The sequence below is a fragment of the Paraburkholderia sp. J8-2 genome, assembly GCF_905220195.1.
GTDB lineage: Bacteria > Pseudomonadota > Gammaproteobacteria > Burkholderiales > Burkholderiaceae > Paraburkholderia.
Map to the genome: position 1 here is coordinate 209549 of NZ_CAJMZA010000007.1, position 24754 is coordinate 234302.

A 24754-nucleotide genomic window follows, 5' to 3' on the forward strand; every position below is an offset into this window, starting at 1 on the left:
CTACTCCATAACGAGCGACATCGCCCCAAAGCGCACCGCGAAACAGGTAATATCGTCAGACTGAGGCGCGTCGATCGCGAACGCGACAACGTCATTGACCAATTGGCTCAGCAACGCCTCCACAGTCAATTCCTCCCCTCCGGTAAGACAAGACGCGAGGCGTGCCTCGCCGTATTGCTCGTTGACCGGATTGAACGCCTCTGTAATACCGTCGGTATAGAGTAGCAGCGTGGAGTCGGGCTCCAGCCGCATGCGCCCCTGCTCGTAAACAATACCATCCATTACACCGAGCGCCATACCTGACGTTCGTTGAACCGCTGATACCTTGCCGTCGGCTGTGATCACATATGGCGAATTATGGCCCGCATTCGCATATTCGAGTTCACCCGTGCGGATATCCAGAATGCCGTAAAACAACGTCACGAACATCGTCGCTTCATTATCCTGGCTCAAAAGGTCGTTAGCGAGGGCAAGACAAGCTGCAGGGCCGCTAGCACCGGGCGCGATCGCGCGCAGCAGCGTTCTCGCCACTGCCATGAAAAGCGCTGCGGGCACACCCTTGCCTGATACATCCGCGATGACCATACCGATCTTGTTGTCGGAGAGCCAAAAATAATCGTAAAAGTCGCCGCCCACCTCTTTTGCCGGAATCATGCGCGCGAACATCTGCAGATCGGGGCGCGACGGAAAGCGCGTAGGGACAATGGATTGCTGCATACGCCGCGCAACATCCAGTTCCTGCTGGATCGACACGAGTTGCGTATGAGCGTTGAAGACATGTTGAATGGTGAGAAACCAAGGGCGCCAAGGCCGGGGAATATCCGGAATCGACTTCACCGAGCCGCGTTGTTCATCCTGAATGTAGCGCACGAGCTTTTGCGCGGGAACGATCACGTCGCGATACGCAAACCGGCTTGCAGTAACCAGCATGATGGCCAAGCTGATCAACAGCAGGAACATGCTCGGCAAACCGGTTTGCAGCGCCGTACTGACAAGGGCCCACTGCGGCGCAAGCAAGACAAGTCGAAACGGCGAGTTCTGGATGGCTACGGTCTCGACGTAATAACCGTGCAGCAGCACCAGGCGTCCGGTCGACGCTTCCAGCGTCGCGTTCATGTCTTGCGCCAGAGAACGTGGAAAGGCCACGGCCGCTGACTCGACCCCGAGCGCGCCATCATGGACCAGCGTTGGATGCGCGATCAGTTGCCCGCGGTCGTTGATGATGAACAGTGTCCCGAACGGGCTGCGCCAATTCCGCAGGAATTGATTGAGCCAATTCAGCGTGACATCTATCGAGACTGCGCCGAGAAAGGCGCCGTCCCCATAGACGCCGGCCGAAGCGGTGATCATCACCCCCCGCCCCGCCTGGTCCAGGTACGCGGGCGACCACACCACGGCTCGCTTGGGATCGGGAGCGCGTTCGACGCTGTCCAGAAACTCACGCTGTGCCGCCGTATCGGTGTAAAAGAATTCTTTTGACGAGGCCCACGGATACGCGTTGCTGAAGCGGCGCCTGGATGAGTAGTAGGCCCACGTCACACCCGCCAGGTTCGCCTTGATCGCCTTGAATACGTCATTCAGACTCAACGCCATTTCGAGCTCCTTGTCGAGCGGCGGCGCAGGCGAATCTATCAGGCCGGTAAGGTTTCCGGCATCTGCTGTCGTCCAGGGTGGCGGCAAACGGTCGAGGCACACGCGGCCCGAGTCGGGGCAAGGCTGAAGCGCCCGCCGCAACTGGGAAGGCCGCGCCCCCTCCGGATGCAGACGATACCAACTCTGCGCGTGAATACGCATCTCGTTGACTGCGTCAGCGTTGCTTTTGACTATCGCATCGAGCACGACGGCTTGCTCCTGCACGCTTTGCACCAAGCTTGCCGTTTCCGCGCCAAGTATCAGCTTGAACCGAAAATAGACGAGTGCACAAGCAACGAGGAGAACGCCGACAAACGTGCCCCACATAACACGGTTGTAGCGCTTGAATAGCACAGCTGTAAGGTCGACCATATGTCCTGCTACTCGCTCACGTACCACGCATCCGATAAACCGTTTCCATCCGACCTCACCTTCGCTGACTCCGTGATTCTCGCAGGCTTCTATATAGGTTCGTTTCGCGTCGTGAAGCGCGAAATCGTGTGAACTTTCACTGCACGGAAAAAAACGACGGTATCAGACCGCCTCTATATAGTCTTTACCGTGCGTCTCAGAAGTCGGCCCTAAAGAATTCGTCTTGCCGCCTCGGCGGCATTACGCCTGCGCCAGCGCAACTGAACCGCCCCGGGAATCATGGAGGCTGGCTGGTTTAAGTTAATGCTGGTTCTGCGGTGGCAACTGTTTCAAGTGGCCGCCAATAGCGTGCGCGAATTGCTCATCCCGACGTAAAGCTCTCTGCGCTGCAAACCCCTCCCAAAGGTCCCACTCCGGAGCGCGCAGGGTCCAGGTTTCCCGTAAATCGACATATAACGGAGCTATTGCAATAAGTATTCTTGCATTGATAGCGGCGTTTGCCGAAAAAGAGCTTTCGGCCGTGGCATAGCCGCCCTGCCCACGGTGACTTCCTGAAGACGTTTGGTGGATTTTGCGAACGGCCGCCTCAATGTGGCCACGATCTGTCTTGAGCGAACGAGAATCCTGCTGTTGGAACGACTACAGGACACTGGAACCTAACGTGCGAGCTACGCTCACAATTCGACCATAGCCGCCCCTCAGGTATCACCGTGAATGGGGGGAGCAGCTTTAGGACCCACAGCGTGAACTGGCGGAAGGCAGCCGGAGTCGAACCGACCCGGGAGCGGCTGACGCCCCCAACCGGGTTTGAAGCCCGGCCGTACCACCGGATACGAATGCCTTCCTTCGTCGAAACCAACAGCAACCGCGACTGCAATCGAAAGCACACATCGATGTGCCTACAACCACTCTCGCATCCGGCTATCGTGCCGTAACAGATGCGTGTCGCGCTGAAAGCGAGTATATCCAACGCGGTCGAAGTACTCCAGAATCTGGATCGCCCGTTTGCGGCCCAACGCCGTGGCGTCGCGAAACGCCGCAGCGTTGACGGCGCCGCCCTGCTCCGCCGCAATCTGCGCCACGGCGCGAGCGAGCGTCTGCACCACGTCCCGATCGTAAAAGAGATCGCGCACGACCTGATACACCACACCAAAGCGTGCGAGCTTGCGCAGCAACGCACGCACCTTCTCCTCCGGCTGACCCGTCTCGCGCGCGAGGTCCCGCACCCACGGCGGATCGAAACGCCCTTGCGCAAGCAAAGGCATGAGGCGTGCCGCGAGCGCTTCGTCGTCGGCGTCGAGCGTCACCGCATGCGAAGGCAAATGCAGCCACGGGCCACTGCGCGCCACGCGCCCCTCGCGTTCGAGCGCTTCGATCGCGGCGCGCCACACCGCATCGCTCACTAGCGGCGCCGCCATGCGCCGCAAACGCGCCGCGTCCGGCCCCTGTTCGTCGGGCGAGCGCGCATGAAACTCGCCGAGTGCTTCATCAATGCGCTCGGCGAGCTTCACCCAGTGCGCACGCGCGATCACCGCGCCTTCGTCGTCGCGCCCTTGCGGTGCGATTGAAATCGCATCGGCGGGCAATGCCAGCGCGGCATCGTCGTAGCCGGTCAACCGTACCAACGTCGCGCGCGCAATGCCGCGCGGCGCTTCTTCGATTAGCGGCGCGAGGTTCGCTTCGTCGAGCCACATGCGCAACGCGTCGAGCCATGCGCGTCGTTCTGCCGTTCTGCGCCGGCGCGACGGGCCGAATGGATCGAGCACGCGGCCGCCACCTATGGTGTGGTTTGCCTGCGCGTTGCGAACAATAAACCGATCTCCCGGCAACGCGTGCAACGGTGCGTCGAAAACGAGTTGCACGCGGGCGACTGCACCCGGTGCGAGCGTTTCGCCTTCGAGCAGCGCGACGTTTGCAACACGATGCGTCGTGCCCAGGTGCACATGAAGCGGCGACCAGTGCTGCAACGTCACGTCTGCGTCGTCGAGCAAGCGCAGTTCGACGTCGAGCCGCATGGCGGGCTCAGCGAGACGCGCATCGACGATCCAGTCGCCGCGCGTGATCTGTTCTTTGTCGATGCCCGCGAGATTGAGTGCGCAACGCTGGCCGGCGTGACCCGCGTCGCCAGCGTGGACCGCACGATTCTGCGCGTGCAGGCCACGTACGCGCGCGGGCGTGCCGGCGGGTGCAAGCATGAGCGTGTCGCCGGCTCGTACGCACCCGGCGAATACCGTGCCCGTCACCACCGTCCCTTGGCCCGCCAGCGTAAAGACGCGATCCACCGCCAGGCGAAAAAGGCCATCGTCTCGTCGCGCGCGCCACGTACTCGCGCGCTCGCGCAGCCAGGCGTCGAGGCGCGCGACGCCTTCGTCATGCGCCTGCGTTGCGTTCGTCTCGAAGACCGGTGCGCCCGCAAGCATCGTGTTAGCGAGCCATGCAGCGATTTCTGCACGCACGGCGTCGAGCCGCGCCGCCTCCACGCGATCTACCTTGGTCAACGCAATGGCGCCTTGCTGCACACCCAGCAGTTGCAGAATGGCGAGATGCTCGCGCGTTTGCGGCATCACGCCGTCGTCGGCGGCAATCACGAGCAAGGCGAAGTCGATGCCGCATGCACCCGCCGCCATCGTATGCACGAGCTTTTCGTGGCCAGGCACGTCGATGAAGCCAAGCACATCGCCATTGGCGAGCGGCAGGTACGCGTAACCTAGCTCGATCGAAATGCCGCGCGCCTTCTCTTCTTTCAGGCGGTCGGTGTCGACGCCGGTCAAGGCGCGGACCAGCGTGGTCTTGCCGTGGTCGATGTGCCCCGCCGTACCGACGATCACAGGCGCAGCTCCGCGAGTTGCGCAACGAACGCCGCTTCGTCCGCCGGTTCGAGGCAGCGCAGGTCCAGATGCAGGGCGTCGTCGGCAATGCGGCCGATCACGGGCCGAGGCAGTTCGCGCAAGGCGCGTTCGAGCTTGAGCAGCGCGCGGCCACTGCCGCCCTTGCCCGCATGGCGCACGACGAGCCCGCTGCTCGGCAGCACGTCCACGGGCAACGCGCCACTGCCGATCTGGCTGAACATCGGCTCGACGCTCGCGGCATACGCGTCGCCAACCGCACGCTGCAGCGCGGGCAGCGCGCGCTGCGCAGCCTCCTGCATTTGCGCGGCGGGACGTGTGAGCAGGCGCAGCGTAGTCAGCCGCTCCTGCAAGAATTCAGGCGCCTGATAGAGCCTCAAAACCGGTTCGAGCGCGGCGAGCGTGAGCTTGCCCACCCGCAACGCGCGCTTGAGCGGATGCTTCTTGATCTTCGCAATAAGTTCTTTGCGTCCGACGATCAGCCCCGCCTGAGGGCCGCCCAGCAGTTTGTCGCCGCTAAAGGTCACGAGGTCCGCGCCCGCTTCCACGGTCGCGCGCACGGTGGGCTCGGCGGGCAAGCCCCACTGTGCGAGATCGACGAGCGTCCCGCTGCCCAGGTCGACCGCTATCGGCAAGCCATGCTGCCGCGCCAGCGGCGCGAGTTCATCGAGTTCGACGCTCTTCGTAAAGCCGCTGATCGCATAGTTACTGCAATGCACCTTCATCAGCAGCGCCGTGCGCGCGTTGATCGCTGCTTCATAGTCCTTCAGATGTGTCCGGTTCGTCGTGCCAATCTCGCGCAGCCGTGCGCCCGCCCGGCTCATGATGTCAGGAATGCGAAACGCCCCGCCAATCTCGACCAGTTCGCCGCGCGAAACAACGACCTCCTTGCGATTGGCCAGTGCGCTCAACAGCAGCAGCACCGCCGCCGCGTTGTTGTTGACGACGGTCGCGGCCTCGGCCCCCGTCAGTTCGCAGATGAGCGAGTCGATCAGATCGTCGCGGTCGCCGCGCTTGCCGCTCGCGAGATCGAATTCCAGGTTCGCGGGTTGCGTGAGCGCCTGCACGACGGCCTTTACAGCTTCGTCGGGGAGCAGTGCGCGGCCGAGATTCGTGTGGAGCACCGTGCCCGTAAGATTGAAGACCGGCCGCAGGCGGCTTTGCGTGCGTTCGGTTAACCGTCGCGAGGTGGCCGCGATGATGCGCTCTAGCGAAAATGGTTCGGTATCCTTGTCTTCATTCGTCAATACGCCGGCTCGCGCGTCAAGACGCCAGGCGTCCTGCGTGGCGCGTATCGCGTCCAGCACCTGGGTGCGTCCATATTGTGCGATCAGCGGCTGCGCCTGCTCCGAGGCGATCACCCGCTCGACCGCCGGCATGGTTGCGAGCAGCGCATTGAGGGTGCGTGCATCGTGCTCCGCTGCTTGTCCCACGGTTTCACTCATGGTGTGCGCGACTCCTTTACTGATCGGCAGGCACTTCGGGCCATAGCAGCGGATTCGGGCTCGCGCGGCGGTAGCCCGCGTCGCTCATCAGCAAATCGAGCGTGAGGCTCGCGAGGTCGTCGGCGAGCGGCTCGAAGTCGAGATCCTTCTCCTGATAGCCGATCTTGCGGTACGTCTGGCACTCGTCGCACGATTCGGCCTTGAGTGCGGCATTGCCGCCTTCGATACCGTGATACGCAATGCCCTTGGTCGAGTCGCAGTTGGTGCACTTCACGCGCACCACGTGCGCCTCGGTGCCGCACAGGCCGCATTGCACATACCGATAGCCCTGATACGCGCCGCCAATGCGCACGATGCTGGCAACGGGCGGCGAGCCGCACACGGGGCATACGCCCGGTGTGTCGACATAGGGAATGTCCCGCACGTCGATGCGGCTCGCGAGGTCGGTCCACACCACCTGCAGCGCGGCCATGATGAACGGCGCGGTGGCAGGTGCGACTTCGGTGTAGCGCTGCGCGAGAATTGCGTCGGCCTGGGCGTCGAGTTGCGTTTGATTCATGGCGCGCAGTTCGGCGAGCACTTTTGCGAGCGCAGGCGCAACGGCGCCCGCGGCTTCAACGTGATCGGCGAGACGGTATAGCACCGCGCGCCATTGCGGATCGCGCTCGCCCGAAAGCGCCGGCAGAATCGGCATGCAATGATGCTGCGCGTTCGCAATGGCGTCGCGAGAAGGCATGGGCGCGCTGCACTGTTCGAGCGCCTCCTGCTGCGCGTCGACGAGCGCCGCCATCAATCGCACATAGCCGCCAATCGGATTGTGATCCGCGAGATGCCGCAGGCGCACGGCGCGCGTGCTGAAAAAGGCGAAGCGCTCGGGCAGACGGATGCGCGGAATGGCCGTTGGGTCGAGCGATTCGATTTGCTGCGGGTCGAGAATGCGTTGCGTCACGACGGGTCTGCTCCAGAACGGCTTCACCAAGAAAAAACCGCCGTGCCCTTGCGGGCGCCGGCGGTTTGCCGCTCGCGCCACCCCCGCCTTGACGGCAGGCGGCGCGCAGCCTGTGCGTTACTTGATGCTCTCGCGGAACCAGCGCGGATGATGCTTTCTCGCCCAGCCCCAGGTGACGTAGCCGCGCGTCATGGCGCCGATCGATCCCTTCACCCATAGCGCGGCATAAATATGGACGATGATGCCGCATATCAGCACGAACGCCGCGACCGCATGCACCACTGAAGAGAGCCGGATAATCTCGATCGGGAAATAGAACGAGAAATACCGCCGCCAGATCACGATGCCGCTCAAGAGCAACAGCACGAGGCAAACCACCATCGTAAAGAATAACAGCTTCTGTCCCGCATTGTATCGGCCGATCTCCGGCAGCCGGTCTTCGCGGTTGTTGAGCACGTCGCCCATCTGCTTCATCCACTGGATGTCGTCTTTGTCCAGATAGTTGTGGTGCCAGAAACGCAGCGCAAGGATCAGGAACGAGACGAACATCACGACGCCGATGAACGGATGCAAAATGCGCGTCCACTGGCCGCCGCCGAGCACCGCATAAAGCCACGACATGGCCGGATGAAACATCGCGAGCCCCGAGATCGCGAGCAAAATGAAGCAGATCGCGGTGATCCAGTGGTTGCTGCGCTCGTTGGGCGTGTAGCGCTCGATCAGTTGCGGTTCATCGTCTTTCATCGTTGCGCTCCTCGGGTGGTTCGCCACGGATGCGCCGCGCCTCGTCGCGCGCGGCGGCTTCGTCTTCCGCCGTCACTTCGTTCGGGCCGATGCGCGTGTAATGGAAGAAACCGGCCAGCGCCGTGAGCGCCATGATGCCGAGTGCAACCGGCTTGGCGATGCCCTTCCAGATCCGCACCATCGGGCTGATGCGCGGGTTGTCGGGCAGGCCGTGATAGAGCGAGGGCTGGTCCGCGTGATGCAGCACGTACATCACGTGCGTGCCGCCCACGCCTTGCGGGTCGTAAAGCCCCGCGTTTTCGAAGCCCCGCTCCTTGAGATCGACGATGCGCTCGGCCGCGTGCTGCTTCATGTCTTCCTTGGTGCCGAACACGATCGCGCCGGTCGGGCAGGTCTTCACGCAGGCCGGCTCCTGCCCCACGGCCACGCGGTCCGAGCAAAGCGTGCATTTGTACACGCGATGCTCGGTCTTCGAGAGACGCGGAATATTGAACGGGCAGCCCGTGATGCAATAGCCGCAGCCGATGCAGTTTTCCTCGTGGAAATCGACGATGCCGTTCGTGTACTGCACGATCGCGCCCGGCGACGGGCATGCCTTCAAACAGCCCGGATCGTCGCAATGCATGCAGCCGTCCTTGCGGATCAGCCATTCGAGGTTGCCGTTCGGGTTCTCGTATTCCGCGAAGCGCATCACGGTCCACGAATGCTCGCTAAGGTCGTGCGGATTGTCGTAGACGCCGGTATTGACGCCGATCTCGTCGCGCAGGTCGTTCCACTCCATGCACGCGGTCTGGCACGCCTTGCAGCCGATGCACTTGGTCACGTCGATGAGCTTCGCGACCGTGCCCGTGACCGGCTCGCGCACGCCGGGCGGGGGCGTAGTCGTGGCGGAAATGCGTCTGACGTCGAGTGATTGAAATGCCATGGTTCGCGCCCCCTATGCCTTTTCGACCTTCACGAGGAACGACTTGAACTCGGGCGTCTGCGAATTGCCGTCGCCCACGGGTGGCGTAAGCGTATTCGTCAGATAGCCCGGTTTCGTGAGCCCCTTGAAGCCCCAGTGCAGCGGCACGCCAACGGTATGCACGGTCTTGCCCTCGATCGTGAGCGGCTTGATGCGCTTGGTCACCACGGCCACGGCGATCAGATAGCCGCGATTGCTCGACACCTTCACGCGGTCGCCCGCCACCACACCCACCTCCTTCGCCAGCGCCTCGCCGATCTCGACGAACTGCTGCGGCTGGATGATCGCGTTCAACCGCGCATGCTTGGTCCAGAAGTGGAAGTGCTCGGTGAGCCGGTACGTGGTCGCCACATGCGGGAACTGCTGCACGGTCCCGAATGTCTTGCGATCGTCGGGGAACACGCGCGCCGCCGGGTTGTTCGTGGCAAGCGGATTGTTCGGATGGAACGGGTTATAGCCGAGCGGGTTCTCGAATGGTTCGTAGTGCTCGGGGAATGGGCCCTCGTTCATACCGTCGCGCGCGAAAAAGCGCGCCACGCCCTCGGGGTTCATGATGAACGGCCCCATACCCTGGTCCGGCGATTCGTCGACCTTGAAGTCGGGGATGTCCGCGCCCGTCCAGGCGCTGCCGTTCCAGCCGATCAGCTTGCGGGTGGGATCGAAAGGCTTGCCCGCCGTATCGCACGAGGCGCGGTTGTAGAGCACGCGCCGGTTCACCGGCCACGCCCAGGCCCAGTTCAGCGTCTGGCCGATGCCCGTTGGGTCCGAGTTGTCGCGCCGGCCCATCTGGTTGCCCGCCTGGGTCCACGCGCCGCAGAAGATCCAGCAGCCGCTCGACGTCGTGCCGTCGTCCTTCAACTGCGCGAAGCCCGCAAGCTGCTCGCCTTTCTTCACGAGCACCTTGGTCGGGTCCTTCGCGTCGGTCTGGTCGGCAAGCGCGCGTCCGTTGTACTCCTTCGCGAGTTCTTCCGGCGTGGGGCTGGCAGGATCCGAATACGGCCAGTCGAGCTTGACGATCGGATCGGGCAGCTTGCCGCCGTCCTTCTGGTACGCCGCGCGGATGCGCAGGAACAGGCCCGACATGATCTCGAGATCGCTGCGCGCTTCGCCCGGCGGCTCCGCGCCTTTCCAGTGCCACTGCAGTACGCGGCTCGAACTCACGAGCGAGCCGTTTTCCTCCGCGAAGCACGTGGTGGGCAGGCGGAACACTTCAGTCTGGATCGATGCGGTATCGACATCGTTATAGTCGCCGAACTTCTTCCAGAACTCGGAAGTCTCGGTGGCGAGCGGGTCCATGATCACGAGCCACTTGAGCTTGCCGAGCGCCGAAAGCGTCTTGGCCTTGTCCGGCGCCGATGCGATGACGTTGAAGCCCTGGCAGATATAACCGTTGACCTTGCCCTGATTCATCAGCTCGATCGTCTGCAGCAGGTCGTAGGGCTTGTCGAGCTTCGGCAGCCAGTCGTAGCCCCAGTTGTTGTCCTTCGTGGCCGCGCCGCCCCACCACGACTTCATGAAGCTCACGAAGAACGCGCCGTAGTGCTGCCAGTAGCTGAGCTGGTTCGGCCGCATCGGCTGCGAAGCGCGCTTCTTGATGTAGTCGTCGTAGTCCTGCTCCGCTTCGAACGGCAGCGTCATGTAGCCCGGCAGCAGGTTCGACATCAGCCCGAGGTCCGTGAGCCCCTGGATATTCGAGTGGCCGCGCAGCGCATTCATGCCGCCGCCCGCAATGCCGATGTTGCCGAGCAGCAGCTGCACCATCGCGCCGGTGCGGATCATCTGCGCGCCAATCGAGTGATGGGTCCAGCCGAGCGCGTACAGGATCGTGCACGCGCGGCCCGGCTCGGCCGTGCTCGCAAGCATTTCGCACACCTTGAGGAATTTGTCCTTCGGCGTGCCGCACACCTTCTCGACCATGTCGGCGGTGTAGCGCGAGTAATGCTGCTTGAGCAACTGGTACACGCAACGCGGGTTCTGCAGCGTGTCGTCAGTCTTCACGAAACCGTCGTCGCCGATCTCGTAGTTCCACGACGACTTGTCCGGGTACGCATGCTTCTGCGGATCGTAGCCCGAGAAAATGCCGTCGTTGAACGCGAAATCCTCGCGCACGATGAACGAGAAGTCGGTGTAGTTCTTCACGTACTCGTGCTGGATCTTGTCGTTCGTGAGCAAATAGTTGATCACGGCGCCAAGGAACGCGATGTCCGTGCCGGTGCGGATCGGCGCGTAGAAGTCCGCGACCGATGCCGTGCGATTGAAACGCGGGTCCACCACGATGAGCCGCGCCTTACGGTGCGCCTTCGCCTCCGTGACCCACTTGAAGCCGCACGGGTGCGCCTCGGCCGCATTGCCGCCCATCACCAGAATCACGTCCGCATTGCGAATGTCGACCCAATGGTTCGTCATCGCTCCACGGCCAAACGTCGGGGCAAGACCTGCCACCGTCGGGCCGTGTCAGACACGCGCCTGGTTGTCGAATGCGAGCAGGCCCATGCTGCGGGCCACTTTGTGCGTGAGATAGCCGACTTCGTTGCTGCCCGCCGATGCCGCCAGCATTCCGGTGGTCAGCCAGCGGTTCACGGTCTTGCCGTCCGCCGTTTTCTCGACGAAGTTCGCGTCGCGATCCTCCTTCAGCAGCTTCGCAATGCGGTCGAGCGCCTCGTCCCACGAGATACGTTTCCACTCGTTCGAGCCCGCCGCTCGATACTCGGGGTACTTCAGGCGGCTCTCGCTGTGGATGAAGTCGATGAGGCTCGCGCCCTTCGGGCACAGTGTGCCGCGATTGACGGGGTGATCCGGATCGCCTTCGATGTGGATGATGCTCGCCGTCGCGTTCTTCGCGCCATCGCCGAGACCGTACATGAGGATCCCGCAACCGACCGAGCAGTACGGGCAGGTATTGCGGGTTTCAGTGGTGCGCGCCAGTTTGTATTGTCGAACCTCGGCAAGCGCGTTGTCGGGCGCGAAACCCATCAGCGCGAGGCTGGAACCCGCCAGCGACGTTGCCGTGACCTTGAGAAACTGACGCCGGGACATCTGCAGCATGATTCGTCCTCGGCCTGGTTGTGGGTTTTTTCAGTATAAGACGTTTTGGGCGACGGATCGCGCTGGATGTTCGCGAGCTTTGCACGCGTACAGCGCGAGGCCGCCCGGGAACCGCGCTTGCTAATATTGGATGGCGAATGAGCCAGGTGTGTGACGAAACGAACCACGGAAGAACCACTTCGGGGCGCTCCCTCATGTCAACGCTTTCCTCCGAACGACTGCAGCATGCCGCACGCAAGGAAGCGTCGTGGGTGGTGGGCGCGCTGCGCCAGTTCATTGCCAACCGGTGCCCGTCGCTCGCGGCGAGCATCGCGTTTTATTCGGCGTTTTCGCTCGCGCCCACGCTCGTCATGGTGATTGCCGTAGCCGGCTGGTTCTTCGGCGACGACGCCGCACGCGGCGAACTCTTCCGCCAGGTCCACAATGTGCTCGGCAACGACGCGGCCGCCGGCATCACCACCATCGTGCAGAACGCGCACCGCGCGGGCGGCAAGGGCGGTGTCGCGGCGATCATCTCGCTCAGCTTGCTCGTGATCGGCGCGTCCGCAACCTTCTCCTCGCTCAATTCCGCGCTGAATATCGTCTGGCCGCCGGACGGGCAGCGCCCCTCCAGCGTGCTGGCGCTCGTGCGCGTGCGCCTCATTTCATTCAGCCTCGTGCTGGGCGTCGCGTTCCTGCTGATCGTCTCGCTCGTGCTCGACACGGCCATCACCTTTGTCGGCCAGTGGCTCTGGGGCAATTCTCCTTATGTGATCATCGGCAACCTGATGCAGCTGGGGGTGGGCCTCGTGGTGCTGGCCGTCGCATTCGGCGCCCTGCTGCGCTTCCTGCCCGACGCCGACGTGCGCTGGCGCGACGCGATGGTGGGCGGCATCGTCGCTGCCGTCCTGTTCTCGGCGGGCAAGAAGCTGTTTGCGCTCTATCTCGCGCACGCGGGCATGGCAACGGCGTTCGGCGCCGCCGGCTCGCTAGCGGTGCTGCTCATGTGGCTCTATTTTTCGGCGGCGGTGCTGCTGCTCGGCGCCGAATTCTCGGCGGCGCGCGGGCGCCTGCACGACCCGCGCGGCGCGTGGGGTTTCCTTGAGGAAACACCGCCTGGCAGCCGCGCCAAGCTGGCCTCGGTGCTCGCCGCCTCCACCATCGTCGCGCGTCACGACACGAAGCAGGCGGACCGTCCTCCCGCGGCCCCGCAGCCGTTGGCCGTGCCGATCGGAAACGGCAGTCCAGCAGCCACGGCAATGCCCGCGGCCCTGGCGGCGGCCGTTGCGGCAGACAAATCGACACTATCGGAAACTCCGCTCGGCGCGGTAGGGCTCGCGAGTGCGCGTGGCGGAGCGTTCGGGAGGATGAAGTCGGGGCTGCAGATTCGCCGTTCGGTCGTGCGCATGGAGGACAGCGCCACCTACGCGGCTGCGCTCACGCTGGTCCAGGCGGGCCGCACGGTGGCCGCCGCCGACCGCTATGTGAAGCGCCATCCGTGGAGTTCGGTGCTGTTCGCCGCGAGCGCGGCGCTCGCCATGACGGCCGTTGGCAGGCGCCGTCACCCTCACGAAGCCGGGCCAATCGAGGCTGCTTCCAATGGTCGCAGCAAGCCAAAAAAATAACAGTCGTTTACGGAACTTTTATCAAAAACGACAATAATGCTCGGTCAACAATCCAATATTTCTGAAATCGGCATAATCGACGCAGCCCCCGTCTGACAAGGGATTCTGGCTGGTGTCAGGTTTTTGCGACAAACTTTATTTTTTCAGTTCAGGTCGCCTGACCTGCTGCGTTATTCTCCATCGCGCAACAACTACACAATTTCTGCGTGGAGAAAACAGAATGAAACGAGTCGCTCTCTCGACCCTCTCGCTGGCCCTCTTGGCCGCTGCTGGCACCGCGCACGCTCAAAGCAGCGTGACCCTCTATGGTGTGATCGACGAATCGATCCAGTGGGCCCACAACACGGTCGACGCAAACGGCAACAATTCGAATTTGGTCGGCCTGGCCGGCGGCAACCTGTCGGGCAACCGCTTCGGCTTGAAGGGTACGGAAGATCTGGGCGGCGGCCTGAAGGCAATTTTCCAATTGGAAAACGGCTTTGACATCAACACCGGCAAGCTCGGTCAAGGCGGCAAGATGTTCGGCCGTCAAGCCTACGTCGGCCTGACGGCTGACCAGTACGGTACGGTTACGCTCGGCCGCCAGTACGACCCGCTGGTCGACATGGTTCAGCCGCTGACCGCCGACAACTACTTCGGCAGCACGTTCGCAACGCCGGGTGACGTCGACAACAACGACAACACCTCGCGTACGAACAGCGCAATCAAGTACGTTTCGCCGGTTCTGCAAGGCTTCCAGTTCGAAGGCATGTACGCACTGGGCGGCGTGGCTGGCGCAACGGGCTCGGGTCAAAGCTGGGGCGGCGCAGCAACGTACGGCATCGGCTCGTTCAACGTCGCTGCTGGCTACTTCCGCATGGACAACGCGGCGTCGGCAGTCGAGCGCGCAGGCTGGTCGTCGACGTCGACGTCGGACGGCATCTTCGGCGACAACCAGATCACCGCTGGCTACACCACGGCGAAGTCGGTCGGCATCGCTTCGGTTGCACTGCAATATGTTGCTGGTCCGTTCACGATGAGCGGCCGTTACAGCAACGTCCAGATGCGCCAGGACGCCGCTTCGGCATTCGCTTCGAACCAGCGCTACAACGTTGCTGCTGGCTTCCTCGGCTACCAGCTGAACCCGGCTCTCCTGCTCGGCCTCGGCTACACCTGGACGCACGGCGCTGGCGACACGTCGAACACGTACAACCAGGTTTCGCTCGGCGCGGACTACAACATCTCGAAGCGCACCGACTTCTACGCTGTGGCTGCCTACCAGCACGCCAACGGCACGCAGCGCAACGCGGACGGCACCACGACGACCGCTGGCGCAGCAATCGGTTCGTACAGCTTCGACTCGGCTTCGAGCTCGCAGACCCTGGTCAGCGTCGGCATCCGCCACAAGTTCTAAGCAACGCTTTAGTCCGGGCTTCGGCCCGGCGCCGGAACTGGCTGACGAGCCACCCCGGCGAAGCGAGCGAGACCGCGCAGCTAAAAACTACACGCTGCACAAACCAGCCTCGGGCGCAAGCCCTGGCTGGTTTTTTTATGCCCGCGCGCTTTTAGAGCAGGCTCTCTACCTGCCTGTGATTCATGCCGCTCGTCGAGGCACGACACGGCAGGCCCAACGCCGTTCGATATCGCCAGTTCATTGCGCACCCTGGCTGGCAGGCGCCTCGGCGTCATATCCGCCGCCCAAAACCTTGATCAAGGCGATCTGCTGATTGACCCACTGTCCGTCGACAGACAGCAAGCTGGCCTGCTCCTCAATAATGGGCAAGCGAGCCTCCATGGCGGCAAGCCGGCTCCCCAATCCCTGCTCATACCGCGCTTCGGCGGCACTTTGGGAATAGCGCGTGGCTTCCAGTTTGTCCGCCTGCAATTTGCGCTTGTCGGCCAGCGTCTGCAATTGACTGCCGTTCACCGCGACGTCACGTACCGCGTCGAGTACGGCCTGGTTGTACTGTTCGATCTTGATGTCGCTCGACGCCCGAGCGCTATGCAATTGCGCATTCAGACTGCCGCTGTCGAAGATCGGCAGGTAGAGTCCGGGAATCAGATTGACCTGCTGGCTCGCACTCTTGAACAGCTTGGACAGGGGAATGGCATTCAATCCATAAAACGCCGAGATATTCAGGCTCGGGTAGAAGGCCGCCTTGGCTGCCGCGACCTGATCGAGTGACGACTCCACCTCCCAACGCATGGCCTGCAGATCGGCGCGCCTTGCCAGCAACGCATAAGACAGCGTGCTCGGGACACCGGACAACACCGCTTCAGGCAACGGCGCTGGCTTGATCTCGGGCATGTCGTCCGCGCCGGCGCCAATCAGTGCCCGAATGCCCTCCCGCGTTTCCAGAATCTGGCTACGCGTGGCGGTTGCCTGCTGCTCGAGCGCCAGCAGCTGGGCACGTGCGGACTGCAACGACGTTCGCGCCTCGACGCCGCGCGCGTACTTGTCCGCGTGCGCCTGCACGATGAACTCGAGGACTTGTTTCGACTGCTGGAGAAGATCGAGCTGCCGGTAGCTCATCTGCATCGAGTAGTAGGCTTGGGCGACGCCAGTGGCCAGGCCGAGCTGCGCAGAGGCCGCCTCAGCAACACTTGCGTTCTCCTCGCCAATCGCGGCCCGGACAGACGACCGATTCTTGCCCCACAGGTCGATAGTCCACGTACCGAATACGCCGAGCAAACCTGCGGTATACCAAGGGCTCATCGGCACCAGAAAGCCGCTGGCCGGGCCGCGTCCACGCATCACGACGCCCAGACCGCCGATCTGCGGGCCGCCTTCGGCCCTGACTTCATCAACCTGCGCCTGGGCTTGCGTCACACGCAATCGGGCCGTAGCCATGGTTGGCGAGCCCGCCAGCGCTCGTTCAATGAGGGCGTTGAGCTGCGGATCGTTGAAGCGTGTCCACCATTGCGCGTCGGGCCATCCGTCACTCGCGAGATGAATGTCGCTGGCCAGCTTGATGTCCTTTGCGGCGATTTGCGCGTGTGGCGCCGTGTCGTGATGGATTAACGCGCAACTCGACATCAGCCCGGTGATGAGGAAGGCGCCGGAAATGCGCAGAGCTTTTCTTTTAAACGTCATTACACGACACCTTTACTTACCCGGCATATAAATGAGCGGCGCGCCGGTTTGAGGTCCACCCCATTCCGGCAGATCGCGAATATCGTCCATGAGTCGCTCCGCTTTCGCGGCGAGACGCGGAACCTCGATGGCGTCATCGCGGCCAAACAGGACATGCGTGGCTTCTGCCGGTTCGCCCGCCATCCCCTCGGCATAGCGCTGCAGCCGCGCCTGTACCCTCTCCTGCCAGGCTGTCGAATTGCGCTGGGTGGCATCCCCCTCCCGCTGCGCTGCAAGACCGTCTCGCAACGCGTCCCACGACTGGAGCATGGCGCGGCTTTGCTCGAGCACCTGGTCGCCGTTCTCCAGCAACGCTCGTCGCTCGCCATGCGGCCGCGTGTCCTCGAGAAACACGCGATTACGCGTCTCCTCGCAGGCCACGATCGCCATATGGCAAGCCTCCCTCTGCTGCAGATAGTGCAACTGTTCGTCGGCTGCGCCTTGAATGGGCTGGGCCACGAGCCGGCCGAGCTGCCTGACGAGATCGACCAGTTTCTGGCGGAGCGTGCCGGCTTCGCTTTCCGGCCAGAGCATGGTGTACACCACTGCCGAAACTGCCGTACCAATCCAGATGCCCATGGCACGGTCCCGAATTTCGGTGAGATCGACATTGGGACCTTGATCCGCCATGACCGCGATGCAGAACGTCGCCACCATCTGTATGCCGATGTATGACGAGCGCTCGGAACCCGCAGCGATCCACGCACCGACGAAGAACACAGGCGCCGCCATCAAAAGGAGGCTCACGATGTCGTCTATCCGGGGCAGGACGGTCACGCTGCACAGCAGCGCCAAAGCCCCGCCCATGAGCGCGCCACCGAAGCGCAGTATGAGCTTTCGGGAAGTCGCGCCTTGAGTAGGATTGGCGACCAGACCGCAGGTGATCATGCTGGTGTGAATACCGTCCCAATCAACGCTGTGATAGAACACATAGCAAATCAGGCTTGCGAGTAGCGTCTTCAGGGCAAAGCGAAGGTAAGCCGGATTGGTGAACGCATCGGGCACGAACATGCCGCCTTTCCTGGCTGGCGGCATGGTCAACTGCGCCGGGTCGAGACGCGCCAGCTCCTGCAGCGCTCTGCAGACGCCGCCCAAACCGAGTTGCTCGTACTGGTCGGCTTCCTCTGCCGTCGGCTTCCAGTCGGACCGATACGGCGTCAGATCGATAAAGGATCGGTTCAAGGCCTCGACCTGATCGCGCAAACTGGCCAGCAAACGGCGAGCGTGATCGCCGGAACCCAGTTCACTCACTCCGGAAGCACTGCATACCACGCCGTGCATATAGGACACCGCATCAATGCAGACTTTCCAGTAAGCTTGCGCCGACCGATAGCGGGCACTGCGCATGGCGGCAAACCCATGCAGTTTCTGCAACCTCCCGGCTGCCGCGTCCAGATTGCCTTGAGTCAGCGCGGTCGTGCCGCCCTCCGGGGTAGCGCCCCGCTCAAGGCGTGCGGCGATATCCGATATCTGCCGACCAACCTCCTCCTGCAATTGGCGCAGGGGCTCCGCGGGAAAAAACCAGCCATAGACAATCCAGATGACGATCACCGGATAGAGGAACGACATGCCCATCCACATTGAGCTGCGAACGGCGATCTCCGGATAGTCGAGCGTGTCTGGAGTGGTCTGGCCGATGAGCACGGCCACCGCGACCGCAAAAAACACAATCCCCAGCTTGTGAACGCGCATCAGGTACATGCATGCCAGAAAGATGAGCGACGACACGACAATGCGCACCATCGGATATCCGTATGCAAATTTGAGCACCAGAAGAATGGTCGCGACGACAACAAACGTCGATATCACGAACGTCATGCCGACAAGCCGCGTCAGCACGACGTTGGGCTGGACCACGTTGAAAGCGACAGCCCCAATCGACAAGACCAGATAGGGCACACCCAATGTCATCGAGATCAGAACGAGAAGCAAGCCGATAAGCAGCAGACGCAATGTCCACGCCATGCGACCGGGATAGTCGGCCAGCTCCAGCTTGAAAAAGCGCGTGATCGTCGATAACTCTCCGGAGAAAGGCCCGGTTGTCGTCATGGCAACTAACTCCCCTTCTTCGTCCCGGCGCTTTGCGCGTGCTCGAGCAGAGCGACCGCCGACGCGCCTATGCGAAACGCCTCCGGATCGGCATTGTCGACGCGGATCTTGACGGGAAAACGCTGCGCAACCCGCACCCAGTTGATCGTGCGCTGCACCTTGGGCAAGCCGTCCACCACGCTACCGCCATCGTCGGGGAGTACACCGTAGCCAACCGAGTCGACTTCGCCGTGAAAACGCCTGGTCGAATCGTTCATCAAATAGACGGTTGCCGCCATGCCGGGACGAATGCCTTTCAGCTCTGTTTCGCGAAAATTCGCCATCACGTACCAGTGCCCCGTGTCGATGAGCGTGAAGATGGCCTTCTGCGCCGAGGCGAACTCCCCAACGGCGGTCTTCAGCGACACGACCCGGCCGTCGAACGGTGCGCGCACCGTCGCCTGATCCAGATGCAGTTGCGCGAGGGCAATTTCGGTCTGAACGACGTCACGCTGGGCCACCAGGGCCTCGACGCTCGTCACCGCGGCCTCAGCCTCGCGCGCCTGCTGTTCGGCCGACGCCAGATCGGCCTGGGCCGTACGCGTTGCTGTGCGCGCCTGGTCCAGGTCTTCGCTGGACACATAGCCGGGCGCCAGCAACGGCTCGGTACGCTTGAATGTCTGCGCGGCCTTGGCGGCGGTTGCTCGCGCGCTTTCCACCTTGGCGCGCGCGGATTCGGCTGCGTATTCCTGAGACTTCACCGTTCTGCGGGCCGTTTCGATTTGCTTGTCGAGCGCAACCAGCGAAGCGTTGGATCGCGCCAGATCATTCTCGAAGGAACGAGGATCGATGCGAAACAGCACATCGCCCTTTTTAACCCGTTGATTGTCCTTGACGGCGAGTTCGACAATACGGCCACTCACCTCGGGGGCTACGTCGATCGTATCGGCCGACACGTAGGCGTCGTCCGTGCGCGGAGCCGTATCAAGGCGAAATATCACGTAAATGCCAAGGAGCAGCGCCAGGAGAGCAAGAGCGAGGGCTGGCCACTTCCTGTTCTGCTTTTCATTGGATGAACCGGCCATAACCGTATTCCTTTAAGAGATACTAAAAAAACGACACCCACAAGAGCAGGGAAAACAAGGCATACAATGCGGAATACAAGACGACTGGCGACCCAACGAGCCGCTCCAGATTCAGGCGCATCAGCAGCGCGCGCACCATGACCGTGAGCGCGAGCGCCCCCACGAGGCAAAAGAGCCAACCGGGGAAATAGGCACCCAGAACCGGAATGGAAGGTGGCAACGAGCACCCTGCCAGCGATGCGGCGAGCAGCAACGCAACCCCACATCGGGATATGAGCAATTCGATTGATGTTTCTTTTCGCATAGATTTCGTCAGGGCTCGACTTTCCAATCTCCGGGCCTGCATAAGCCCATCAGGTTTCTATTCCCTTTGCCGACTGCCCCATGGTGAGCAGATAGGAAATAAAGCAAATGTTGTGTGCTGCGCCCAGGATGCCGACTACCATGGCAAAAGCGCGGCCGGGGCCGCTATGCGGCACCATGTCGCCGTACCCGATCGTCAGGAAGGTCACCAGGGTGAAATACGCGTTGTCCAGCGCATTGCGACTATCGATCAACGCGAACTTCTGGCAGATCAACCAGAGCGGCTGCTGAAACAACAACGTAGTGACGAGATAGGACACCCATAACGAGACGTATCCACCCCTCACGCCGAGATGGACAAACCAGCGGCGCAAAAGCCGAAGTCCCAGTGGATAGGTCAATATCATCAACGCCAGCGCAATCGACATCGCCACCACGGACCATCCGTGATGACTATCCTTGTCCGGCGCAATGGCAATCACAAACAAAGCCGAGAGGTAGGTGATTCCCACGGGCGTGCCTGCGACGAAGAGATCCTTCGCGATCTCGCGAACCGCCCGGCATGACCACCGCCCGCCTGAAACTGGCGAATCATTCAATCACGCTTCTCCGTTGTGAATGTTCGCCTCCGGCTTTCGCATTGGCAATGAAACGCTCGCCATGCAACCTGGAAACACTGAAATAAACTGACCTGACAACACTTAAGACTCTTAATCTTTATCAATACTCAGACGGCCGCCACCTTGACCTGCGAGAACCAGCAGGCCGCCCGCGACTGCAATGTTCTGGGCAAACATGATGACTTCCTGCATTCTCCGCGCGCCCGATATCGCCCAGAAAGGATGATAGAGAACCGAAGCCGCGACAGTGAACAGCATGAGCAGAGTCGCGGCAACACGCGTCTTGTAGCCCAACAGCAGAGCCAACCCGCCGCCGATTTCCAGAGCGATCGTCGCCGCCGCGCAGAAGACAGGCAAGGGCAGACCACCGGCGGCGACCTCATTGACCGTACCGGAAAAGTCGAAGAGCTTCGCCAGTCCGGCGGGGAGGAAAAACAAGGCGATCAGGACGCGTCCTATCAATGCGACAATTTCCTCACTCCGGGTACGCACGGATGCACTTGCAACACACTTTTCCAACTTTCCGCAATTTCGGTCCATGAACGATTTGATCCGCTGAAGAAAAAGATGGGTTTCGCGAGGCCCAAAACCAGGCCCGAGATTAGCTGCAGCAAACGATTGAATCGGCGGCTCACAAGTTATCCAAATTCCACGCCATTTCTAATAGGAGAATTCTTAAAGTTGTGTGGCGCACGGAGACGTCCGTCGGCAAGTCGCGCCGGGAGAACAACGCGGCTACCGAGTAGCGGCTCACGGACAATCAACGCTCATGGGGTTGTGAACGGTGAGCGCTGTCTCTGCGCGAAGTGAAGGCGAGTGGTCCGGCGTAGGCAATGGACCATGTTCTGCGCGTCGCCACCGGCAGCACGTGGACGTTCAATCACGCTCTCCCGGACTTGGCGGTGAACGCAACTGCGCCCACGCGGCGGGCGGCGGCATGCACTCGTCCCGGCCGGCGTGGACACTTCCCTGCTTTCAAGGGACCTGCGATGGCAGGCCGTAGTGCCGCCGGCAACGCACAAGGCAGAAGTCGGCCTGAAATGAAAAATCCCCGCGGGCGTCTACGCCGACGGGGATCTTTGGGTACTGACGAATCGCCGCCACCCGAAGGGCGCGGCTACAGCGCGATCAGGCTGCTGCTGCGTCCTTCAGCTTCTTCAGGGCGCGCGCCTTGATGCGGACCGATGCGGGCTTGGCCGGGAACCAGCGCTCTTCACCCGTGAACGGATCCTTGCCGAAGCGCTTCTTCTTCGCCGGCACGGCCTGCACGACGATCTTCAGAAGGCCCGACAGCGTGAATTCGCCGGCACCCTTCTTGTGGACCGAACCGAGGATCGTGTCTTCCAGCGCTGCGAGCACAGCCTTGGCAGCCTTCGGCTCGACGCCTGCGCGCTCAGCGACGTGGGTAGCCAGCGAGGCCTTCGTGAAGGTGTCCTTGATCGGCGTCGGTGCGCCGGACGCCTTCACGGCGACCTTCTTAGCTGCGGCCGTCTTGGTGGCGGGCGCTTTCTTTGCAACAACCTTCTTGGCCGGGGCAGCTGCCTTTTTGGCCACTTTCTTTGCGGAAGTCGGCATGTTTCTCCTACCAGTGTTGGTCAGTGAATCGAAGAAGCACTGCGGAATGCATGTGCTTCAACGGCGGATTCTACATACGCGCAAGCGTTTTGCGTGAAGCTTTTGCGTTGTCGTTACGATTTTGTTGCGTGGCGCTGACTCTCGAACACATTTTGACGCCTGTTTACAGGGGTAAACGTGCACCTTGCGTGCCCGAAGCCATGCCGGACGACACGCTTCGCCCGGTGCGGCGCCTGGCGCGTTTGTCAGGAAAGCGCTATACGTATGGCGTTTTTGCGTGATTTTGGCTGCCATGCCGGTGCCCGCGCGACGGTAACGCGCAGTCACAGTGTGCGCAGCAGCGTGGCGAGCGACGTCAGCGCGGCGTCGATACGCTCGGTGTCGACCCCGCCGTAACCGAACAGAAAACCGCTCTGCACAGGCGCTTCCATGTGAAACGGCAAGAGCGGATGCAGGCCGATCGACGCACCGCGTGCAGCCTGCGCCACCGCCGCGGCGTCGAGCGGCGCGGCGAGCCGCGCCGCCAGGTGCAACCCCGCCGTGTTCGGCGTGACGGGTTCGAGCCACGGTGCAAGCGGTCCACGCAGATGCGCGAGCAGCACGTCGCGGCGCTGCGAATACGTCTGATGCATGCGCCGCAAATGACGCGCGAAATGGCCGTTGAGCATGAAATCGGCGAGCGCCGTCTGCGTGAGCACGCAGCCGTGCGCGTCGCCAATCTGCCGTGCGCGGGCGAGCGGCGCGGCCAGCGCGGCGGGCGGCACCGCGTAGCCCACGCGCAGCTCCGGGAACATGGTCTTCGAAAACGTGCCGACGTAGGCGACGAGACCGGCGTTGTCGAGGCTCTTGAGCGGCTCCATCGAGCGGCCCTCGAAGCGGTATTCGCAGTCGTAGTCGTCTTCGATCACGAGTGCGCCGCGCGCCTGCGCCCATTCGAGCAGCGCGACACGCCGCTCGAGACTCATCGGCATGCCGAGCGGGAACTGGTGCGAGGGCGTCACGTACACGAGCCGCGCCGCTTTCGGCAGACGCGCGACCACAAGCCCCTCGCGATCCACGGGCACGGGCACGACCTTCGCCCCTAGTGCCGCGAAGATATCGCGCGCGGGGGGATAGCCCGGGTCTTCCACGGCGACCACGTCGCCCGGCGCGAGCGTCACGCGTGCGAGCAGATCGAGCGCCTGCTGCGCGCCCTGCGTGACGATCACGTCCTGCCAGTTGCTCTGTACCGCGCGATTGAAGGCGAGGTAGCGCGACACCGCGAGGCGCAGCTTCTCTTCGCCCGCTGGATCGCGATACATGCCGTGCCCGCGCGCCTGCACGCGCAACGCGTCGTTGATGCAGCGCCGCCAAATGTCGAAGGGAAAGCGTGACTTGTCGGTAATGCCACCCGCGAAGTCGCAGGCAAGCCGCGCGTCAAGGCGCGGCAACGAGCCGTGCAGCGCTTCGGCTTGCGCCTGCCACCACGGCGTGGCCTGCGCTTTGCGCACCGAAGCGGCTACGGCGCTGGAAGCCGCGGTGGCTGCACGAATCTGCGGATTCGGATGACCGCGCCCGCGCGCGGGCAGGCGTTCGAGCGTATCGGCGACGAATGTGCCCGAGCCGCGCCGCGAGTTCAGATAGCCCTCGGCGAGCAGCCGCTCGAATACGTCGAGCGTGGTCTTGCGCGAAACGCCGAGCTGCAATGCGAGGTCGCGTGTGGACGGCAGACGCGTGCCGCCTGCAAGGCGGCCGTCGACAATGCTGTCGCGCAGTTGACGATAAATCTGGCCTGCGAGGTCGCGACGGCCCGAAACGGTGACGTGGAGTTCCATGATGACGCGGCAGATAGCGTGCTGCGGGAGCGAAAGTGGTCACCCGAAATATTGCCAGAATGGCTATGTGAACGCGCCAGCGCAACGCCTAAAGTGCACCTGTGGTTACGCAATTCGCAGGTCCAACCGATCAACGCAAGCCAGTCAACTCGAAAGGTGAACGCTCATGCAGGCACGTATGGATTTCTACAAGGCCAGCCCGGAAGGCACGAAGGCCATGATCGCGCTCGAAGAGCGCGCGAGCAAAAGCTCGATCGAAAAGCCGCTCGCGGAACTGGTGCGCCTGCGTGCCTCGCAGATCAACGGCTGCGCGTACTGCGTAGACATGCACACCACGGACGCGCGCAAGGGCGGCGAAACCGATCGCCGGCTCGCCACAGTCTCGGTGTGGCGTGAAACGCCTTTCTTCACTGAACGCGAACGCGCGGCGCTCGAGTGGACCGAATCGGTCACGCTGCTCGCACAAACGCATGTGCCCGACGAGGTATGGGAGCGCGTGAAGCCGCATTTCAGCGATCAGGAGATCGCCGACCTCACGCTCTTGATCATCGCGATCAATGGCTGGAACCGTATTGCGGTGACGTTCCGCAAGTTGCCGGCCTGAGCATGCAATAAA

18 protein-coding genes and 1 tRNA gene are annotated in these 24754 nt (G+C 62.5%); 3 read left to right on the plus strand and 16 right to left on the minus strand.

All coding sequences use genetic code 11. The features are described 5' to 3' along the window. The 8 genes from U5A52_RS18430 to fdnG form a co-directional block, all read right to left on the minus strand. Entirely contained in the window at positions 1-2004 is a 2004-nt protein-coding gene (locus U5A52_RS18430) for a SpoIIE family protein phosphatase (protein WP_321910580.1), read from the minus strand. A 749-nt stretch (positions 2005-2753) separates the two neighbouring features. Continuing rightward, positions 2754-2849 (minus strand) — tRNA-Sec (locus U5A52_RS18435). Between the two features lie 54 nt (positions 2850-2903). Further along, a complete protein-coding gene (gene selB / locus U5A52_RS18440) occupies positions 2904-4832 on the minus strand; it encodes a selenocysteine-specific translation elongation factor (protein WP_321935731.1) in 1929 nt (642 codons plus the stop codon). Continuing rightward, on the minus strand, positions 4829-6295 hold the full coding sequence (gene selA, locus U5A52_RS18445) for an L-seryl-tRNA(Sec) selenium transferase (protein WP_321935732.1): 1467 nt from the start codon (positions 6293-6295) through the stop codon (positions 4829-4831). The genes selB and selA overlap by 4 nt, the downstream gene beginning before the upstream one ends. 16 nt (positions 6296-6311) lie before the next feature. Beyond that, a complete protein-coding gene (fdhE, locus tag U5A52_RS18450) occupies positions 6312-7244 on the minus strand; it encodes a formate dehydrogenase accessory protein FdhE (RefSeq protein WP_321935734.1) in 933 nt (310 codons plus the stop codon). Between the two features lie 117 nt (positions 7245-7361). After that, positions 7362-7988 (minus strand): formate dehydrogenase subunit gamma, encoded by a 627-nt coding sequence (locus U5A52_RS18455; RefSeq protein ID WP_321910573.1) that lies wholly within the window; start codon positions 7986-7988, stop codon positions 7362-7364. Continuing rightward, positions 7975-8913, minus strand: coding sequence for a formate dehydrogenase subunit beta (gene fdxH / locus U5A52_RS18460; protein ID WP_321935735.1), 939 nt, complete (start codon positions 8911-8913; stop codon positions 7975-7977). Before fdxH ends, U5A52_RS18455 begins: the two co-directional genes overlap by 14 nt. A gap of 12 nt (positions 8914-8925) precedes the next feature. Further along, positions 8926-11997: a formate dehydrogenase-N subunit alpha gene (gene fdnG, locus U5A52_RS18465; protein WP_321935736.1), complete on the minus strand. Its 3072-nt coding sequence runs from the start codon at positions 11995-11997 to the stop codon at positions 8926-8928. Between the two features lie 194 nt (positions 11998-12191). Here fdnG and U5A52_RS18470 point away from each other — a divergent pair, with 194 nt between their 5' ends. Together U5A52_RS18470 and U5A52_RS18475 are read left to right on the plus strand one after the other, a co-directional pair. After that, the gene (locus U5A52_RS18470) at positions 12192-13601 is read left to right on the plus strand and encodes a YihY/virulence factor BrkB family protein (RefSeq protein ID WP_321910567.1); all 1410 of its coding nucleotides are present in this window, start codon (positions 12192-12194) and stop codon (positions 13599-13601) included. Positions 13602-13821: 220 nt separating this feature from the next. Continuing rightward, a complete protein-coding gene (locus tag U5A52_RS18475) occupies positions 13822-14994 on the plus strand; it encodes a porin (RefSeq protein ID WP_321910565.1) in 1173 nt (390 codons plus the stop codon). Between the two features lie 237 nt (positions 14995-15231). Here the strand turns inward: U5A52_RS18475 and U5A52_RS18480 are convergent, their stop codons facing one another. From U5A52_RS18480 to U5A52_RS18515, 8 genes are all read right to left on the minus strand, one after another. Then, complete coding sequence (locus U5A52_RS18480; protein WP_321935737.1) at positions 15232-16674, minus strand: MdtP family multidrug efflux transporter outer membrane subunit; 1443 nt, start codon at positions 16672-16674, stop codon at positions 15232-15234. A 12-nt stretch (positions 16675-16686) separates the two neighbouring features. Next, the gene (locus tag U5A52_RS18485; RefSeq protein ID WP_321935738.1) at positions 16687-18762 is read right to left on the minus strand and encodes an FUSC family protein; all 2076 of its coding nucleotides are present in this window, start codon (positions 18760-18762) and stop codon (positions 16687-16689) included. Between the two features lie 5 nt (positions 18763-18767). Further along, on the minus strand, positions 18768-19826 hold the full coding sequence (gene mdtN / locus U5A52_RS18490) for a multidrug transporter subunit MdtN (RefSeq protein WP_321935739.1): 1059 nt from the start codon (positions 19824-19826) through the stop codon (positions 18768-18770). A gap of 22 nt (positions 19827-19848) precedes the next feature. Next, complete coding sequence (locus U5A52_RS18495) at positions 19849-20079, minus strand: YtcA family lipoprotein (RefSeq protein WP_321935741.1); 231 nt, start codon at positions 20077-20079, stop codon at positions 19849-19851. 100 nt (positions 20080-20179) lie between these two features. Next, entirely contained in the window at positions 20180-20728 is a 549-nt protein-coding gene (locus U5A52_RS18500; RefSeq protein ID WP_321910558.1) for a potassium channel family protein, read from the minus strand. A 111-nt stretch (positions 20729-20839) separates the two neighbouring features. Further along, entirely contained in the window at positions 20840-21289 is a 450-nt protein-coding gene (locus U5A52_RS18505; protein WP_321910556.1) for a DoxX family protein, read from the minus strand. A gap of 588 nt (positions 21290-21877) precedes the next feature. Beyond that, the gene (locus U5A52_RS18510; protein ID WP_321910554.1) at positions 21878-22324 is read right to left on the minus strand and encodes an HU family DNA-binding protein; all 447 of its coding nucleotides are present in this window, start codon (positions 22322-22324) and stop codon (positions 21878-21880) included. 323 nt (positions 22325-22647) lie between these two features. Then, positions 22648-24138 carry a PLP-dependent aminotransferase family protein gene (locus tag U5A52_RS18515; protein WP_321935742.1) on the minus strand — a complete coding sequence of 497 codons (1491 nt, stop codon included), beginning with the start codon at positions 24136-24138 and terminating at the stop codon, positions 22648-22650. Between the two features lie 166 nt (positions 24139-24304). On the opposite strand from U5A52_RS18515, the gene U5A52_RS18520 reads away from it, so the two are divergent. Continuing rightward, positions 24305-24742: a carboxymuconolactone decarboxylase family protein gene (locus U5A52_RS18520; RefSeq protein WP_321910550.1), complete on the plus strand. Its 438-nt coding sequence runs from the start codon at positions 24305-24307 to the stop codon at positions 24740-24742. Positions 24743-24754 lie beyond the last annotated feature (12 nt).